The 16,376-nt window shown below is 52.5% G+C and carries 15 protein-coding genes; 14 read left to right on the top strand and 1 reads right to left on the bottom strand.

Annotation, left to right across the window (positions count from 1 at the left end; all coding sequences use genetic code 11):
- Window positions 1-47 precede the first annotated feature (47 nt).
- The 7 genes from KNP81_RS06705 to KNP81_RS06675 all read left to right on the top strand — a co-directional run bounded on the left by KNP81_RS06705 (window position 48) and on the right by KNP81_RS06675 (window position 9,051).
- Window positions 48-2,222, top strand: a complete 2,175-nt coding sequence (locus KNP81_RS06705; RefSeq protein WP_214719404.1) for a DNA translocase FtsK — start codon at window positions 48-50, stop codon at window positions 2,220-2,222.
- A 401-nt stretch (window positions 2,223-2,623) separates the two neighbouring features.
- The gene (locus KNP81_RS06700; protein ID WP_021067171.1) at window positions 2,624-3,343 is read left to right on the top strand and encodes a GntR family transcriptional regulator; all 720 of its coding nucleotides are present in this window, start codon (window positions 2,624-2,626) and stop codon (window positions 3,341-3,343) included.
- Window positions 3,344-3,471: 128 nt separating this feature from the next.
- Window positions 3,472-4,557: a BMP family lipoprotein gene (locus tag KNP81_RS06695; RefSeq protein WP_214719403.1), complete on the top strand. Its 1,086-nt coding sequence runs from the start codon at window positions 3,472-3,474 to the stop codon at window positions 4,555-4,557.
- A gap of 61 nt (window positions 4,558-4,618) precedes the next feature.
- Window positions 4,619-6,145: an ABC transporter ATP-binding protein gene (locus KNP81_RS06690; protein WP_214719402.1), complete on the top strand. Its 1,527-nt coding sequence runs from the start codon at window positions 4,619-4,621 to the stop codon at window positions 6,143-6,145.
- Window positions 6,142-7,206, top strand: a complete 1,065-nt coding sequence (locus tag KNP81_RS06685) for an ABC transporter permease (protein WP_214719401.1) — start codon at window positions 6,142-6,144, stop codon at window positions 7,204-7,206. Before KNP81_RS06690 ends, KNP81_RS06685 begins: the two co-directional genes overlap by 4 nt.
- Window positions 7,203-8,162 (top strand): ABC transporter permease, encoded by a 960-nt coding sequence (locus KNP81_RS06680; RefSeq protein ID WP_214719400.1) that lies wholly within the window; start codon window positions 7,203-7,205, stop codon window positions 8,160-8,162. The genes KNP81_RS06685 and KNP81_RS06680 overlap by 4 nt, the downstream gene beginning before the upstream one ends.
- A gap of 82 nt (window positions 8,163-8,244) precedes the next feature.
- Entirely contained in the window at window positions 8,245-9,051 is an 807-nt protein-coding gene (locus KNP81_RS06675) for a thermonuclease family protein (RefSeq protein ID WP_214719399.1), read from the top strand.
- 38 nt (window positions 9,052-9,089) lie between these two features.
- Here KNP81_RS06675 and KNP81_RS06670 read toward each other — a convergent pair whose 3' ends face one another.
- Window positions 9,090-9,338, bottom strand: a complete 249-nt coding sequence (locus KNP81_RS06670; RefSeq protein WP_021067177.1) for a ferredoxin — start codon at window positions 9,336-9,338, stop codon at window positions 9,090-9,092.
- Between the two features lie 142 nt (window positions 9,339-9,480).
- Here KNP81_RS06670 and KNP81_RS06665 point away from each other — a divergent pair, with 142 nt between their 5' ends.
- From KNP81_RS06665 to KNP81_RS06635, 7 genes are all read left to right on the top strand, one after another.
- Window positions 9,481-10,503: a YpbB family protein gene (locus KNP81_RS06665; protein WP_251130299.1), complete on the top strand. Its 1,023-nt coding sequence runs from the start codon at window positions 9,481-9,483 to the stop codon at window positions 10,501-10,503.
- Window positions 10,487-11,914: a RecQ family ATP-dependent DNA helicase gene (locus KNP81_RS06660; protein WP_214719398.1), complete on the top strand. Its 1,428-nt coding sequence runs from the start codon at window positions 10,487-10,489 to the stop codon at window positions 11,912-11,914. The genes KNP81_RS06665 and KNP81_RS06660 overlap by 17 nt, the downstream gene beginning before the upstream one ends.
- Before the next feature lie 41 nt (window positions 11,915-11,955).
- Entirely contained in the window at window positions 11,956-12,159 is a 204-nt protein-coding gene (locus KNP81_RS06655; protein ID WP_214719577.1) for a hypothetical protein, read from the top strand.
- A gap of 164 nt (window positions 12,160-12,323) precedes the next feature.
- Window positions 12,324-13,181 carry a MerR family transcriptional regulator gene (locus KNP81_RS06650; protein ID WP_214719397.1) on the top strand — a complete coding sequence of 286 codons (858 nt, stop codon included), beginning with the start codon at window positions 12,324-12,326 and terminating at the stop codon, window positions 13,179-13,181.
- A 61-nt stretch (window positions 13,182-13,242) separates the two neighbouring features.
- The gene (locus KNP81_RS06645; protein WP_021067182.1) at window positions 13,243-13,824 is read left to right on the top strand and encodes an adaptor protein MecA; all 582 of its coding nucleotides are present in this window, start codon (window positions 13,243-13,245) and stop codon (window positions 13,822-13,824) included.
- A 96-nt stretch (window positions 13,825-13,920) separates the two neighbouring features.
- Window positions 13,921-14,838, top strand: coding sequence for a D-alanine--D-alanine ligase (locus KNP81_RS06640; protein WP_021067183.1), 918 nt, complete (start codon window positions 13,921-13,923; stop codon window positions 14,836-14,838).
- Between the two features lie 150 nt (window positions 14,839-14,988).
- The gene (locus KNP81_RS06635) at window positions 14,989-16,257 is read left to right on the top strand and encodes a Glu/Leu/Phe/Val family dehydrogenase (protein WP_021067184.1); all 1,269 of its coding nucleotides are present in this window, start codon (window positions 14,989-14,991) and stop codon (window positions 16,255-16,257) included.
- Window positions 16,258-16,376 lie beyond the last annotated feature (119 nt).

Genomic DNA, 16,376 nt, shown 5'->3' with positions numbered 1-16,376 from the left:
GCAAAAGTCATCAGACTTTTGCCTTGTTTTTTTAGGAGGAATCTAAGGTGGCACAAAAAACGAGAAAAACCCCGGTGAAGCGGAAACGACCGACGACGAGACGTGCGAAAAAACAGCCCATTCCACTACGTACATATGGCTGGATCGCCTTCGTCCTGTCGATTACGGCGTTCATCTTCTCCCTGTTCGATTTTGGATGGGTCGGCAATCAGACGTCGCTCCTCGCGACGACGTTGTTCGGGGGCTGGGGGGCGCTTACGTATTTGGCAATCGCATTCACGTTGCTCGTCTTTTTAAATGAGTTTCGCCCAATGCAACGGACCGGGATTCTATTGTTGTTCACGTCGTTTCTCATGTTCGGGGACTTGGTATGGGGGGCCGAACGAGGCGAGGTCAACGGGGCGCTCTATCGACTCAACCAATACTTGCTCTCCGACTTCGGGATCGTCTTTTTAGGCGCCCTCTGCATGATTGTCGGGATTTCCCTGTTGTCGCCAACGATTTGGCGGACGATGGGTTCGCGGCTGCTTGAGACGGGCACGGCCATCAAACAAGAGTGGCACGACCGGGAACGGGTCAAACCGGCTCCAGTGAAGCGTCAGAAGGCCGTCCCGGCCCCGGCGAAGGTCGAGCCGATCCCTGCCGAAGCCGAGCCTGAGGCGGACGCAGTGACGATGCATGATATCCCGATTGTCGGGTTCAGCGAGAAAGTCGTCGCCGAGAAGCGTCCGAAAGTGGAGGAGACGGCCTCTGCTGAAGAAGTGGCCGACCTGCCGACCGAGGATATGATGATGACGGCGTCACAGGATGTGTCAGACACGTATGAGCTGCCGACGTTCACGATTCTCAGTGAACCGGTCGTGACCGACTTGTCCGGTGAGAACGCCCGTTTGAAAGCGAACGCGACGAAACTCGTCCAAACGCTCAAATCGTTCGGTGTCGGTGTGAAAGTATTGAAGATTCATCTCGGTCCGACCGTGACGAAGTATGAACTGCAACCGGATATCGGGGTCAAAGTGAGCCGCATCACGTCGCTCAGTGACGACCTTGCCCTCGCGCTCGCCGCGAAAGATATCCGGATCGAGGCCCCGATTCCTGGCAAAGCGGCCATCGGGATTGAAGTGCCGAACCAGGAAGTGGCGCCGGTCTGTCTCCGTGAAGTGCTCGAGGCCGATCCGGTCAAGCGCGAACAGTCGCCGCTTCTCGTTGCCCTCGGCCGCAGCATCAGCGGCGAGACGGTGACGATCGCCTTGAACAAGATGCCGCATTTGCTCGTCGCCGGTTCGACTGGTTCAGGGAAATCGGTCTGTATCAACGGCATGATCGTGTCACTCTTGATGCGGACGCGTCCTGATGAGGTCCGGCTCATGATGATCGACCCGAAAATGGTCGAGTTGAACGTCTATAACGGTGTCCCGCACTTGTTGACGCCGGTCGTGACCGATCCGAAGAAAGCGGCCCAAGCGCTCAAACAAGTCGTCGCCGAGATGGAGCGGCGCTATGAGCTGTTCAGCCGCTATGGCGTCCGGAACATCGAAGGTTATAACGAACTCGTCGACAAGTCGGACGATGAGGATGCGAAGCGTCTGCCGTTCATCGTCGTCATCGTCGATGAACTCGCCGATTTGATGATGGTCGCCTCGAACGACGTCGAGGACGCGATTATGCGTCTCGCCCAGATGGCGCGGGCAGCAGGGATTCATATGGTGCTCGCCACCCAGCGTCCATCGGTCGATGTCATCACCGGTGTCATCAAAGCGAACATCCCGTCCCGGATTGCGTTCGCGGTCTCGTCACAAACGGATTCACGGACGATTCTTGACGGTGGCGGGGCGGAGAAGTTGCTCGGACGCGGTGATATGCTCATGCTCGCCAACGGGATGAACAAACCAATCCGTGTCCAAGGCGCCTTCGTCTCGGATCAAGAAGTCGAGACGGTCGTCAATCACGTCATCGCCCAACAACGGGCCCAATACGTCGAGGCGATGATGCCGAAAGAAGAGGAGGTCACGACGATTGACTCGGACGATTCGTTGTTCGAAGAAGTCATTCAATTCATCTTGACGCAAGAGACGGCATCGACTTCGATGATTCAACGAAGATTCCGCATCGGTTATAATCGAGCCGCCCGATTGATTGATTCGCTTGAACAGGCTGGATATGTCGGGCCGTCAGAAGGCTCAAAGCCGCGGAAAGTGCTCATTAATCAACCAGAGGTATAAATAGTAAAACGAACGATTAGGTATAAGAAATCCTAATCGTTCGTTTTTTATATAATTTCAGATAATCCGGTTCAAACGTGACGATTGGGGTCAACGTCATGTTGGGACAAACTAATATAGCACATCTGACCTATTTGATACATTAAGACATACTACTAAAATCGTTGAATCGCTTTCATTTTTTAATACCGTTTACATGTTACGATTTCTTTTCAAACGGCTCCACAACAGGTAATATAGACTAAGAGGTATACATAATCCCTTCACATTAAAATATTTCCCTGATTCCGAACAAAAAGTATTGCGTTCTAATTCTCGAATCCCTATACTTAATATTGGCAAGGACATTCATACGTCAGATGTCTGAGCACTGGTTAGAATAGGTAAAGGTGGTGAGGCCCATGTCGATCAAGCTCGATCATCGCTTGCTCTATCTTCGCGTGATTGAGAAAATCAAGCAAGATATCGACGATGGTGTCTATCGTGAAGGAGAGAAGCTTCCTTCAGAGTTCGAGTTGTCGAAGCAACTAGGAGTCAGTCGAGCGACACTCCGGGAAGCCCTTCGTATCCTCGAAGACGAGAAATTTGTCGTGCGGAAACATGGCGTCGGAACATTTATCAGTTCAAAACCCCCGTTCACTTCAGGGATTGAAGAACTGTTCAGTGTCACGGACATGATTATGCGCGCCAAGATGACACCAGGAACGAAAGTATTGGTGGCCGAAAAGGTTCTAGCGACCGAGAGAGAAGCTGAGCGTCTGAAAATTGAACCGAACTCGCCGATTTATCGGATTGTCCGGATTCGTTATGCAGACGAGACACCAGTTGTATACTGTGTCGATAAAATTCCGGCCCACCTCGTCTCGAATCCTAAAGCGTTGACGGAAGGCAAGTCGTTGTTTGATGCGCTCGAACAAGAGGTAGGACGTCGGGTCGCTTATGCGATCACGCACATCGAACCGAGTGTGAACGCGGAAATCTCGACGCAACTTCAAACGGACCAACCGTTACTGGCATTAAAGCAATTGCATTACGATGAGAGCGACTTACCGCTGCTCGATTCGGCGAACTTTTTCCGAGCGGACCGCTTCGACTTCCACGTCGTTCGCAAACGCGTCTAAGCACGTTCGTTTTATCCGGAAACGGTTATTTTTGGGGAACAGCGTGAAAGCGCTTTCTTATACCGGTGTAAAGACTACTGATGACATGACAACCTTAATTGTTATGATCCGAAAGGGGAAACACGACGATGAACAAGAAAAAAACGATTCTCTCAGCTTTAGCAGCAGGCCTCACACTCTCAACAGTACTCGCAGCATGTGGCGGGGATGACAATGAAGGTGCTTCAAACAGCGACGGCGGCGGCGAAGGCAGCGACTTCAAAGTAGCCATGGTAACCGACACTGGCGGTGTCGATGATAAATCGTTCAACCAATCAGCTTGGGAAGGTCTTACGAAGTTCGGGAAAGACAACAGCTTGACTGAAAACGAAGGCTTCAAATATCTTCAATCATCAAAACAAGCGGACTATCAGCCAAACTTGCAGCAATTGGCACGCGATAACTTCAACTTGATTTACGGAATCGGCTTCTTGATGGGCGAAGACATCAAAAAAGTTGCTGATCAATTCCCAGACAACAACTTCGCGATCGTCGACATGGTCGTCGATGCGCCGAACGTCGCATCGATCACGTTCAAAGAGCAAGAAGGTTCATTCCTCGTTGGTGTCGTCGCTGGTCTCACTACGAAAACTGACAAAGTTGGATTCGTCGGTGGTGTTGAGTCTGACTTAATCAAGAAGTTCGAGAACGGTTACAAAGCGGGCGTCATGGCTGTTAACCCTGATGCAACAATCGACGTGAAATACGCTGAAGACTTCAACTCAGCTGAAAAAGGAACTGCCATCGCTTCAGGTATGTACGGAGCAGGATCTGATATCGTGTACCACGCAGCAGGCGGTACTGGGGTAGGGGTATTCACAGAAGCGAAAAACCGTAAGAAGAACGGCGAAGATGTATGGGTCATCGGTGTTGACCGCGACCAATACGAAGAAGGTCTTCCAGAGAACGTAACACTTACGTCAATGGTCAAACGTGTTGACACGGCTACTTACGAAGTATCGAAACTTGCAATGGAAGATAAGTTCCCTGCAGGCGAAATCGTTGAGTTCTCGTTGAAAGACGACGGCGTAGGGATTGCTGAAACTTCTGATGAGAACGTTTCAGCTGACGTCCTCACAAAAGTGGAAGAGTACCGCACACAGTTGATCGACGGTGACATCACGGCTCCAGCGACTGACGCTGAGTTCGAAGAGTTCATGAAAACAGTAAAATAATTCATTGAGTTAGGGGGGACCCATGCGGTCTCCCTTTACTTAAAGTTAGGGGTGGACTTTCTTGGAATATGTAATTGAAATGCTCAATATTCGCAAAGAGTTCGGAACGTTCGTTGCCAACGACAATATCACCCTCCAATTGCGCAAAGGAGAGATTCATGCGTTGCTCGGCGAGAACGGTGCCGGGAAATCGACGCTCATGAACGTCCTGTTCGGCCTTTATCAGCCGGAAGGTGGGGAAATCCGCGTGCGCGGGGAGAAAGTGGACATTGAGAATCCGAACATCGCCAACGACCTTGGAATCGGTATGGTACACCAACACTTCATGCTCGTCGAGAAGTTCACGGTGACCGAGAACATCATCCTCGGCTCAGAGCCGAAGAGCGGATTGACGGTCGACCGGGCCACGGCGCGTAAAAAAGTTATGGAGATTTCGGAACAATACGGTCTCCGCATTGATCCGGACGCTAAAATCGAGGACATCTCGGTCGGGATGCAACAACGTGTCGAAATTTTGAAGACGCTCTATCGCGGCGCTGAAATCTTGATTTTTGACGAGCCAACCGCTGTATTGACGCCACAAGAGATTCAAGAACTCATTCAAATCATGAAGCGTTTGATCGAAGAAGGTAAATCGATCATCTTGATCACGCATAAACTGAAAGAGATCATGCAAGTGGCCGACCGCTGTACGGTTATCCGTCGCGGACGTTATATCGGCACCGTCGATATCGATGAGACGGTCAATGAAGACCGTTTGGCTGAAATGATGGTCGGGCGTGAAGTTAACTTTGATGCGGAATATTCCAAGGCAGATCCACAGCAAGTCGTCCTCGACGTGCAAAAACTCGTCGTCAAAGACAGTCGCGGGCTTGAAGCCGTCGACGGCTTGGATTTACAGATTCGTTCAGGAGAGATTCTCGGAATCGCCGGGATTGACGGAAACGGACAGACCGAGTTGATTGAAGCCATCTCAGGCTTGAAGAAACCGGAGTCTGGAAAAGTATTGTTGAATGGGAAAGACGTGACTGGGTTCACGCCACGTAAAGTGACGGAATCTGGCGTCGGTCACATCCCGCAAGACCGTCATAAACACGGACTCGTCCTCGACTATTCGATTCGGGACAACATGGTCCTCCAAACGTATTACAAAGAGCCGTTCTCGAAGCGTGGTTTGATGAACTATAAAGCTGTGGCTGAGAAAGCGAAGGCGTTGATTGAGAAGTTTGACGTCCGAACTCCATCGGTCGATGTACCGGCCCGTGCCTTATCAGGTGGTAACCAGCAGAAAGCGATTATCGCCCGTGAAGTCGACCGGTCACCTGACTTGTTGATTGCGGCCCAACCGACGCGTGGACTTGACGTCGGTGCAATCGAGTTCATTCATGAACAGCTCATCAAAGAACGTGAGAAAGGACGCGCCGTCCTCTTAATCTCGTTCGAACTCGAAGAGATTTTACACGTCGCGGACCGAGTCGCCGTCTTATATGAAGGTAAGATTGTCGGGATTCGTGATCCGAAAGAAACGACCGAGCAAGAACTCGGCTTCTTGATGGCCGGCGGTAAGAGAGGAGAAGAAACAGTATGAATAAGTTAGGATTCAATCGACTGCTCATCCCGCTCTTGTCGATTTTGATGGGACTTCTCGTTGGGGCAATCGTCATGCTGATTGGCGGCTATGACCCGATTCAAGGGTTCTCGTCATTATTCGAAGGTATGGTCGGAAGCCCATATGCAATCGGAGAAACACTTCGTGCCGCAGCGCCGCTCATCTTCTCGGGTTTAGCGGTCGCATTCGCGTTCCGGACTGGTCTCTTCAACATCGGAGTCGAAGGTCAAGTGTTAATCGGTTGGGTGGCAGCCGTTTATGTCGGAATCAACTTTGATTTACCGATGTTCATCCACCTCCCGCTCGCGCTTCTCGCGGCCATGTTCGCGGCAGCGCTCTGGGCGTTCGTCCCTGGTTTCTTGAAAGCTAAGTTCCACGTTCATGAAGTTATCACATCGATCATGATGAACTATATCGCCTTGTACACGACGAACGCGATCTTGCGTAGCGTCATCGGCGTAACGAACGAACGGACCGAGTCAATCAACGAGTCGGCGTCGCTCGCGTCGCCATGGCTTCAAGAAATGACGCAGTTCTCCCGCTTGCACTGGGGTGTCATCATCGCTGTGCTCGCGGCCATCGTCTATTACTACATCTTGCAACGGACGACGCTCGGTTATGAGCTTCGGGCCGTCGGATTCAACAAACACGCGTCACAATACGCCGGGATGAGCGTCAATCGCAACATCATCCTGTCATTCGTCATCTCAGGTATGTTCGCTGGACTCGCCGGCGCGATGGAAGGCCTTGGTACGTTCAACGGCATGACGCTCAGCGCCTCGTTCACTGGGGTCGGATTCGACGGGATTGCCGTCGCCCTTCTCGGTGCGAACACGGCCATCGGTGTCGTCTTGGCAGCCATCTTGTTCGCCGGACTCAACATCGGTGGACTCGCGATGCAGCTCGGTGCCAACATTCCGTCTGAGCTCGTCAAAGTCATCATCGCGGCCATCGTCATCTTCGTGGCGTCGGGTTATGCGTTCAACTACGTGATTGACAAATTCAAAGGAAATCGTAAGAAAGGAGTGGAGAAAAAATGAGCTTCTTAGAAGTCCTCTATATTGTCGTCCCGGTCGCGTTGGCCTATGCGACTCCACTCATCATCGCGGCGCTCGGCGGCATCTTCAGTGAACGTTCGGGTGTCGTCAACATCGCCTTGGAAGGCATCATGGTCATCGGTGCCGCCACGGGCATCATCACGACGCTCACGTTGACGAGCATGGGGCTCGGCGGTCTCAGTCCTTGGATTGCGCTCTTGGTCGCCATGGTCGTCGGCGCGCTCTTCTCGCTCTTCTTGGCAGTGCCGGCCATCCTTTGGCGCGCTGACCAGACGGTGCTCGGGGTCGCCATCAACATGCTTGCGATCGGTCTCGCCATCTTCGTCGTCCGTGTCCTCTACAACAAAGGACAAACCGATTTCATCGAGTTTCGGATTGCGAAAGAGAACGTGCCGATTTTATCGGATATCCCGGTACTTCGTATGTTCTTCATCAACGTCCAGTACACGTCGTTCATCGCCATCGCGCTCGCGTTCGTCGTCTGGTTCGTCATCTTCAAGACGCCGTTTGGCCTTCGTCTCCGCTCGGTCGGGGAACACCCGATGGCGGCTGATACGATGGGAATCAACGTCACGAAAATGCGCTTCATGGGCGTCATGCTCTCAGGTGCGTTCGGCGGTCTCGCCGGTGCGGTCTACGCCGTCACGGTCACGACGAACTTCAGTGGGACGACGATTGTCGGTCAAGGTTTCTTGGCCATCGCCGCCATGATCTTCGGGAAGTGGAACCCGCTCGGCGCGCTCGGAGCCGGCCTCTTCTTCGGTTTCGCCCAAGCGTTGTCGATCATCGGCAGTAACTTGCCGGTCATCAGCAACGTGCCGCAAGTGTTGCTCTTGATTGCACCGTATGCGCTTACGATTCTTGCCCTCGCGGGTGTCGTCGGACGTGCGGATGCACCGAAATCGGTCGGTATCCCATATATTAAAGGGAAACGCTAATCACCAAAAGGACAAATGTCCATTTCACCAAGGTTGTTTGACGCTTAAGTCAAACAACCTTTTTTGTTATACTGGTGTAGAGGTGAGACAATTGAAAAAATGGTGGCAACTGCTGATCGCTGTCGTGCTGAGCATCTCGCTCGCAGGCTGCTCAGTCGATGACTGGTTCGCTGAACAAATCGATCCGCCGGAGTCGCTCGTCGAACTCGAGGCCGACTTTCCGTCGGCGTCGGTCACGCAACAAGTCGCGCGGCCGCTCGGGAAGACCGAGACGGTCACGCTCGACCGCGTCATCGACGGGGACACGCTCAAAGTCGAGTTTGAGAACGGAGCGACCGAATCGATTCGCCTTCTGCTCGTCGATACACCGGAGACGAGCCATCCGACGCTACCGGTCCAGCCGTTCGGAGAGGATGCGAAATCATTCGTCGAACGGTGGCTGCCGGAAGGGGATACGATCACGCTCGAGTATGATGTCGGGCGCTACGATCGCTATCAACGGACGCTCGCCTACGTCTGGTACGACGATGCGATGCTGAACGAGGAATTGTTACGTCGCGGTCTGGCGCGCGTCGCCTATGTATACGCGCCGAACACGCAACACGTCGATGCGTTCCGGGACGTCGAACAGGCCGCGCGTCGGGAATTGCTCGGAATTTGGAGTCTCGAGGATTATGTGACCGGCAACGGATTCGACCACGAGGCGACCGAGCCGGCCCAGCCGAAACGAGACACGGATGGATGTGACATTAAAGGGAATATCAATCGGGACGGAGAGAAGATTTATCACGTTCCGGGCGGGGCGAGCTATGAGCGCACGATCCCGGAAGAGATGTTCTGTACAGAAGAAGAGGCGCGGGAGGCCGGTTTCCGCAAAGCGACACGTTAAAAAAAGACATGTGCGCCAAGATGGCACACATGTCTCGCTTATTCGTACTTGAGTGCGTCGCCGTCGAATGATTCGTCTGCGACTTTGATTGAGTCGGTCGGGCAGCCCTCGAAGGCGTCCATCAAGTCCTCATACAACTCATCCGGGACTTCAATCGTACCCGTGTTGTCGTCCATCAAGTTGAACGCGAGGCCTTCGTCATCATAGTCGAAGATGTCTGGGGCAGCTGCTCCGCAGGCCCCACATGCGATACATGTATCTTTATCAACAATCGTAAATTTTGCCATTTGTAACCCTCCATACGTTTCGTCTCTCTGCATAGAAATGATTTTCTACTGACTATGAGTAATTGTAGTCTACATACCCAAATATTTCAATGAGGAAACGAATAACGTTTTGGAAGCATAATTTTAACAAGGAGGTGGAACGATGGTTCATTTGGCGGACGGGGTGTTGTTGCTATCCATCCAGCGCTTGAAAGGTGAACGCAGCGAGCGTAGTTTGTTTCACGTATTGAACGGAAAACGATCGGCGACGACGCTGCAAGATGCCTTTTTTTATGATTTAGAACCGATTTTTGGCTTGTTCCCCTACACGAAGTACGACTATGAGAAATTGCTCACTTCGTTCGAAAAGCGTGGTTGGCTCAACCGCTCGAGTTTTACCTTGACCGAAGCCGGGGCAATGCTTGCTTCGCCCGAGGCCGTCAGTGACTTGTTCGACCGTCTCGGCGGTGAGTATCGAGACTATACGACGATGACATGGAAACGGCTCAGTCTGTTCGTGCAGACGTTCATGTCGCTCGAGCATGAGCGCACGTTTTATCCGGTCCAGGCCGACCGTTTAGCCGAACGTTGGGTCAAACAAATCGTGCGGACCGAACGTGAATGGCGACCGTTGATTCAAAGCTTCCACCACGAGCTCGAGACGGCGCTTGAAGACATCGGCGATCCTTATGCGACCGCTGTCGTCTACCGGTTCACAGGGGCGTTCGAGACCGGATATACGTATGAGCAAATCGCGGCCCTCCTCGACGTTGATGCACGGACAGCCCGGCTTTACTTTTTGGCCGGATGGAATGCGCTCCTATGGAAACTGCCGCGAGATGCAAAACTGTTAGGATTCGCCCACGGCTTATCGAGTGAACGGATGACTTTATCGGCGCGGGGGTCGTATGAACAGTTCTTGGCCGGCCGGTCGTTCCAGCAAGTGCAATCGCAGCGGCGATTACGCACCAGTACGATTGAAGACCACGTCGTCGAGATGGCGATGTATTTGGACGAATTTCCGCTCGATCAATTCGTACCGCTCGAGCAAATCAAGCAAGTCGAGCAGCTACGTGACGAATCGAGTTGGGCGCTCAAGCCGATTTTTGAACAAATCGACGGAATCAGTTACTATCAAATCCGATTGGTGTTCGCACGATTGAAACGAGGTGAGACATTTGTTTGAGAAGACGTTGAAGCGAGTTTTCGGTTATGACAGTTTCCGTCGGGGACAGCGCGAGGTGATCGAAGCGGTCGCCGATGGGCAGGACGTGCTTGCCATCATGCCGACTGGTGCCGGGAAGTCATTGACGTTCCAACTCCCGTCCTATATCAAAAACGATGGGTTGACGATTATCGTCTCGCCGCTCTTGTCACTGATTGAGGATCAGATGCTCCACATCCGCGAACGCGGCGAACGCGGGGTGGCGCGATTGACGTCGATGGAGACGCTCGAAGAGAAGCAAGAGATTTTAAATCATTTGAAACGGTACCGCTTCTTGTATTTATCGCCGGAGCAACTCGCTGTGCCCCATGTGACTCGGGCGCTGGCGCGGACGAAAATTCAAATGCTCGTCGTCGACGAGGCGCACTGCATCTCGCAGTGGGGCCATGAGTTCCGGCCGGAGTATGCGCGCCTAGGTGAACTGCGCAAACAGCTCGGCAGTCCGCAGTGTATGGCCGTCACGGCGACCGCGCCTGAGACGGTGAAACGAGATATTGTCGAGAAACTGGCGCTCTTCTCGCCGGCGCAGTTCGTCCACTCGGCGAACCGTCCCGAGATTCGCCTCATCGTGGAACGTCTCGGGTCAGAAGATAAGATGCGTCGTCTGAGTGAACTCGTCCACGACGTGCCGAAACCGGCCGTCATCTATACGGCGACACGGCGTGAGGCCGAAGCGCTCGCCCTCCATCTCGATGACGCCTTGTTTTATCACGGTGGCATGTCGACCGAGGACCGGCGCCTTGTGCAGTCACAATTTTTACGTGACGAAGTCGCCATCATGGTGTGTACGAGTGCGTTCGGGATGGGTGTCAATAAAGATAACGTCCGTTCCGTCATCCATTATCAAATCCCGGCCACGCTCGAGGCGTACATGCAAGAGATCGGTCGGGCTGGGCGTGACGGTGAGCCGGCTTTCGCGGTCTTGCTATACGCCGAAGGGGATGAGCGGATTCAACAGTTTTTGATTGACCAGCAATATCCGAAAGACAAAGATATCCGTCTCGCTTATTTTGAACGAGACAATGGCACGAGCCTGGCCCAGTTGCCACGCTTATTGCGCTTGAACGAGGAAGACCCGGTTTGGGGACTGTTGAATCAGATGCTTGCCGAGCGGACGCTTGCCGAGGCGGTGGATTGGGTAAAAGATAGAAAGCGGGCCCGGTATCGTCAACTCGGGCAGATGATGGACTATGCCCTCATCAAGACGTGCCGGCGCGATTATTTGTTAAATTATTTCTCGGAGCAACCGGTCAAGCAAAGCGATTGTTGCGACATCTGCGGCGAAATCGTGTTCCCGCCGTCGGAGCAACTTGTGTCTAAAAATGTGACAGATTGGAAACATCGGTTGGCTCGTATCTTTTCCTTTGATTGATATCATAGTAAAATGATAAAAAAGGTAAAGGAGGGCACACGTTGCGACATCGGAATCAAGCGGACTCACTTCGTGAACAAGTGGTGGACACGTTGCCATCTCGCGCTGAACGGCAAGAGCATGAGCGAAAAGAGAAATTGAACGACAACTGGCTGAAGCGGCCGCTCGCCATGATGCTTACACTGACGATGTTTGCCATTATTCTTGTATTTTTATATATAGGTCGTCACGACATCTTTTTCTAAACAATACGACGAGAACGTCGTATTTTTTTTATGATTTCGTGGCCGAGGTTGTGAATATGCACAATCTCACCAATTTCTCACAAGATTTGCACAATAAAACAGGTAAAGCCGTACAGATGGGTCTATACTGAAAGAGAAGAACTAGTAGGAAAGGAGGGGCTGCTGTGCCGAAGTACTCCATCAAGACGGTCGCGTCACTCACCGGAGTCAACCCGACCACGATCCGGGCGTGGGAACGACGCTATCAATTTATCGTTCCGAGCCGGACAGATTCGGGTCATCGATTGTATTCCGACCAAGACGTCGAGAAGATAAAATGGGTCGTTGAAAAACAACGGGAAGGATTGACCGTATCCCAAGCAATTCAACAGCTACATGAAGCCCCGAAGCCGAAGCCTGCCCGCCTTTATGACGAGGAGCTCATGGACGGGTTGCTCGAGGCGTTACTTTCATTTGATGAACGTAAGGCGCACGATTTGATTAATCGTGCCTTTAATACGTTCAGTTTTGAAAAGGTTACGAAAGATATCATCGGTCCGTTATTGATGGAAATCGGGACACGTTGGGAGAATGGGACGATCACGATTGCGCATGAACATTTTGCGACGGCCTTTTTGCGTGCCCGTCTATCGACGCTCTCGCTCCAAATGCCGATGAATCCCTTTTTGCCGCGCATCATTTGCGTCTGTGCCCCGGGCGAGATGCATGAAATCGGGCTCTTGTTCGTGACGCTTTACTTACGCCAATACGGTTATGACGTGATTTTCCTCGGTGCGGGATTCCCGAAAGAGGATTTGAACGAGGCGTTGCGCGATATCGATGCCAAGTGTCTGATTTTCTCATGTACGTTGACAGAACATCTCGATGGCCTGAAAGACGCGATGCAGTTCATCCAAGCCGACCACCCGAACCTCGTCATCGGGGCCGGTGGTTACGCGGTCAGCCTTCAAGCGTCCGAATTCGGATCGGCCTTCCTCGGGGACACGCCCGAGGCGTGGACCGAGTGGTTGTCAACTATTTGACAGCTCGAACAAACGGGAGTAGCTTATAAAGTAGGATTGATTATTCTTTGGAGGTTTTCGTTTGAGATTTGAAAAGCAAACAAAAGAACATTTAAGGGTATATTTGACCGCGAGCGACCTATCCACTCGAGGCATCGCCATCGATACCATCGTGGGGGAGAGCGGTCAAGACCTGTGGCGGGAATTGCTTGAGACGGCGGAAGCGGAATTTGGCTTCATGCCGCAAGGGACCGTCGACTTGAACGTGACGATGTTTCCCCGTGACGGGCTCGTCATCGACGTCCAGAAAGTCGATGCGCCCGTAGCGGAGTCGGATCAAGAGCAAGTCGAGATTCGGCTCACCATCGACGTGATTCATCATTTGATTTATCAATTTGACGATATCGAGGACGTCATCAACGCCTCGATTCGCTTGTTCCCACATATGCGAGACACCGAGCAGGGCGGAGCGTTCTATCATTACGAGGGACGATATTATCTGCACTTTGTCGAGGTGCTCAAACCAGACGTGGAAGAACGACTGGCCGCCATCTTGTCGGAGTACGGTCGAACGACGACCGTCAGTCCGTACGTCATGATGGAGTACGGCAAGACGATTCAAACTGAACAGGCCGTGAAACAGCTGTACGATACGTTCGCGTAAGTACGGCTTTTTTACTGTTCTGTTTCTATTGTTTTCCGCCGACACATGGTATGATAAAACTTGAATTTTGGAGTAGCTAGCTGAAGGAGAGATTTGATGAAAGTCGCGGTATTATATGGTGGTGTATCAGGTGAGCGGGAAGTGTCGCTCACGAGTGGTAAAGGAATGATTGAAGCGCTCGAAGAACGGGGTCACGACGTCGTGGCGATTGATTTTCACCCGGACCGAGCCAATGAGCTGTTGACGCTTCAAGCCGACGTCGTCGTCAGCGCCTTGCATGGCAAGTACGGTGAAGACGGACGCGTGCAGTCGCTCTTGGAGATGGCGGGCTTGCCGTACACGGGGTCTGGTGTGTTGGCGTCCGCGCTCGCGATGGACAAAGCCCGTGCGAAAATCATCTTCGCCGCTGCCGGCATCCGAATCGCCCGTGACGTCCTCATCGAGACAGGGGACGATATCGACGCGAAAATCGTCGAGTGGGGCGGTGAATTCCCATGTGTCGTCAAACCGGCCCAAGAAGGGTCTTCGAACGGATTGACGATCGCGATGGACGAAACGATGCTCCGTGAAGGAATCGACAAAGCGTTCGCCTGCGATACGGCCGTCTTGGTCGAACAATATATTAAAGGTCGTGAATTGACGGTACCTGTACTCGGAAACCATGGCGCCGAAGCCGCGCTCCCGGTTATCGAGATTATCCCGAAAAACGAGTTTTATGACTATGAGTCGAAGTATTCAGAAGGTGGATCGATTCACGTCTGTCCGGCCGAGTTGCCGGCTTCGTTGACCGAAGAAGTTCAGGCGGCTGCGATTCAAGCGCACCGTGCCCTCGGCTGCAGCGGATATTCCCGTTCAGACTTCCTCGTCTCAGAAGACGGGCTCGCCTATATTTTAGAGACGAACACACTGCCTGGCATGACACCGCTCAGCCTGTTCCCGGACAGCGCTCGCGCCGTCGGTATCTCGTACGGTGAACTGTTAGAGCGATTCATCGCACTCGCACTTGAAAAGTAAGAAGGGGCACTCCCTTCTTTTTTCGTTTTAGAAAACGCTTTCATTATTTTTGTAAAAGCCTTTCAAATTGGGCGCGTATCAGATATACTTTTAAACGAATACGAGGTTGATTCTTGGGGGAGAATCGACAATTTAGGGGAGGAAACCTTCATGATTACGGATCAAGAAAAAGGTCATCAAAAACGAAAAAACATCCTTGAATCGACACAAGAAGTGATACACGAGGCGCTCGATAAACTCGGGTATCCAGAAGAGATGTACGAGCTCTTGAAAGAGCCGCTTCGGATGTTGACCGTCCGCATCCCGGTTCGGATGGATGATGGATCGACAAAGATTTTCACGGGATATCGTGCGCAACATAACGATGCGGTCGGACCGACAAAAGGTGGAATCCGATTCCACCCGAGCGTGACCGAGGTCGAAGTGAAGGCGTTGTCGGTCTGGATGAGCTTGAAAGCCGGCATCGTCGACCTGCCATATGGCGGCGGTAAAGGTGGAATCGTTTGTGATCCGCGTGAGATGAGTTTCCGTGAAATTGAGCGGTTGAGCCGTGGTTACGTTCGGGCTATCAGTCAAATCGTCGGGCCGACGAAAGACATCCCGGCACCGGACGTGTTCACGAACTCGCAAATCATGGCATGGATGATGGACGAGTATAGCCGAATCGATGAATTCAACTCACCAGGTTTCATCACCGGGAAACCGCTCGTGCTCGGTGGCTCGCACGGTCGCGAGACGGCGACGGCAAAAGGTGTCGCCATCATGATTCGAGAAGCGGCGCTCCGTCGCGGCATCGAGTTAAAAGGCGCCCGCGTCGTCGTCCAAGGGTTCGGCAACGCCGGTAGCTTCCTGTCGAAGTTCATGCATGACGCCGGAGCGAAAGTCATCGCCGTCAGCGATGCGTACGGAGCCATCCATGACGAGAACGGTCTCGACATCCCGTATCTGCTCGACCGTCGTGACTCGTTCGGGACAATCTCGACCTTATTCAAGAACACGATCTCGAACAAAGAGATGCTCGAACTCGACTGCGACATTTTAGTCCCGGCCGCGATCGAGAACCAAATCACCGAGGACAACGCCGACAACATCAAAGCGTCCATCGTCGTCGAGGCCGCGAACGGGCCGACGACGAACGAAGCGACCCGCATCTTGACGGAACGTGGCATCCTGCTTGTCCCGGACGTGCTCGCTTCGAGCGGTGGGGTAACGGTTTCATACTTCGAATGGGTTCAAAACAATCAAGGGTACTATTGGACGGAAGAGGAAGTGGAAGAGAAGCTTGAGAAAGTGCTCGTCCACTCGTTCAATACGGTATACAATACCTCGTCGGCCCGTAAGGTCGACATGCGTCTCGCCGCCTATATGGTCGGTGTGCGTAAGATGGCAGAAGCGTCGCGCTTCCGCGGTTGGGTATAACAAAAGAGAGGGAAGATCTGAAATCAGGTCTGGGCTAACCTAAATTTTTGAGACAATATAAAAACACCTTCGCAGTGGTACACTTAAAAAAAGTGCTAGCATCGGAGGTGTTTTTGCGT

This window comes from Exiguobacterium sp. s149 (assembly GCF_018618395.1).
Classification (GTDB): domain Bacteria; phylum Bacillota; class Bacilli; order Exiguobacteriales; family Exiguobacteriaceae; genus Exiguobacterium; species Exiguobacterium chiriqhucha.
The sequence above is the reverse complement of the archived record's forward strand: the minus strand, read 5'-3'. Positions and strand labels throughout refer to the sequence as shown.

Coding starts and splice junctions, on each gene's coding strand:
- KNP81_RS06680 (WP_214719400.1), top strand. CDS start 7,203: ATGAGCTTCTTAGAAGTCCTCTATATTGTCGTCCCGGTCGCGTTGGCC.
- KNP81_RS06685 (WP_214719401.1), top strand. CDS start 6,142: ATGAATAAGTTAGGATTCAATCGACTGCTCATCCCGCTCTTGTCGATT.
- KNP81_RS06670 (WP_021067177.1), bottom strand. CDS start 9,338: ATGGCAAAATTTACGATTGTTGATAAAGATACATGTATCGCATGTGGG.
- KNP81_RS06635 (WP_021067184.1), top strand. CDS start 14,989: ATGATTACGGATCAAGAAAAAGGTCATCAAAAACGAAAAAACATCCTT.
- KNP81_RS06695 (WP_214719403.1), top strand. CDS start 3,472: ATGAACAAGAAAAAAACGATTCTCTCAGCTTTAGCAGCAGGCCTCACA.
- KNP81_RS06700 (WP_021067171.1), top strand. CDS start 2,624: ATGTCGATCAAGCTCGATCATCGCTTGCTCTATCTTCGCGTGATTGAG.
- KNP81_RS06665 (WP_251130299.1), top strand. CDS start 9,481: ATGGTTCATTTGGCGGACGGGGTGTTGTTGCTATCCATCCAGCGCTTG.
- KNP81_RS06640 (WP_021067183.1), top strand. CDS start 13,921: ATGAAAGTCGCGGTATTATATGGTGGTGTATCAGGTGAGCGGGAAGTG.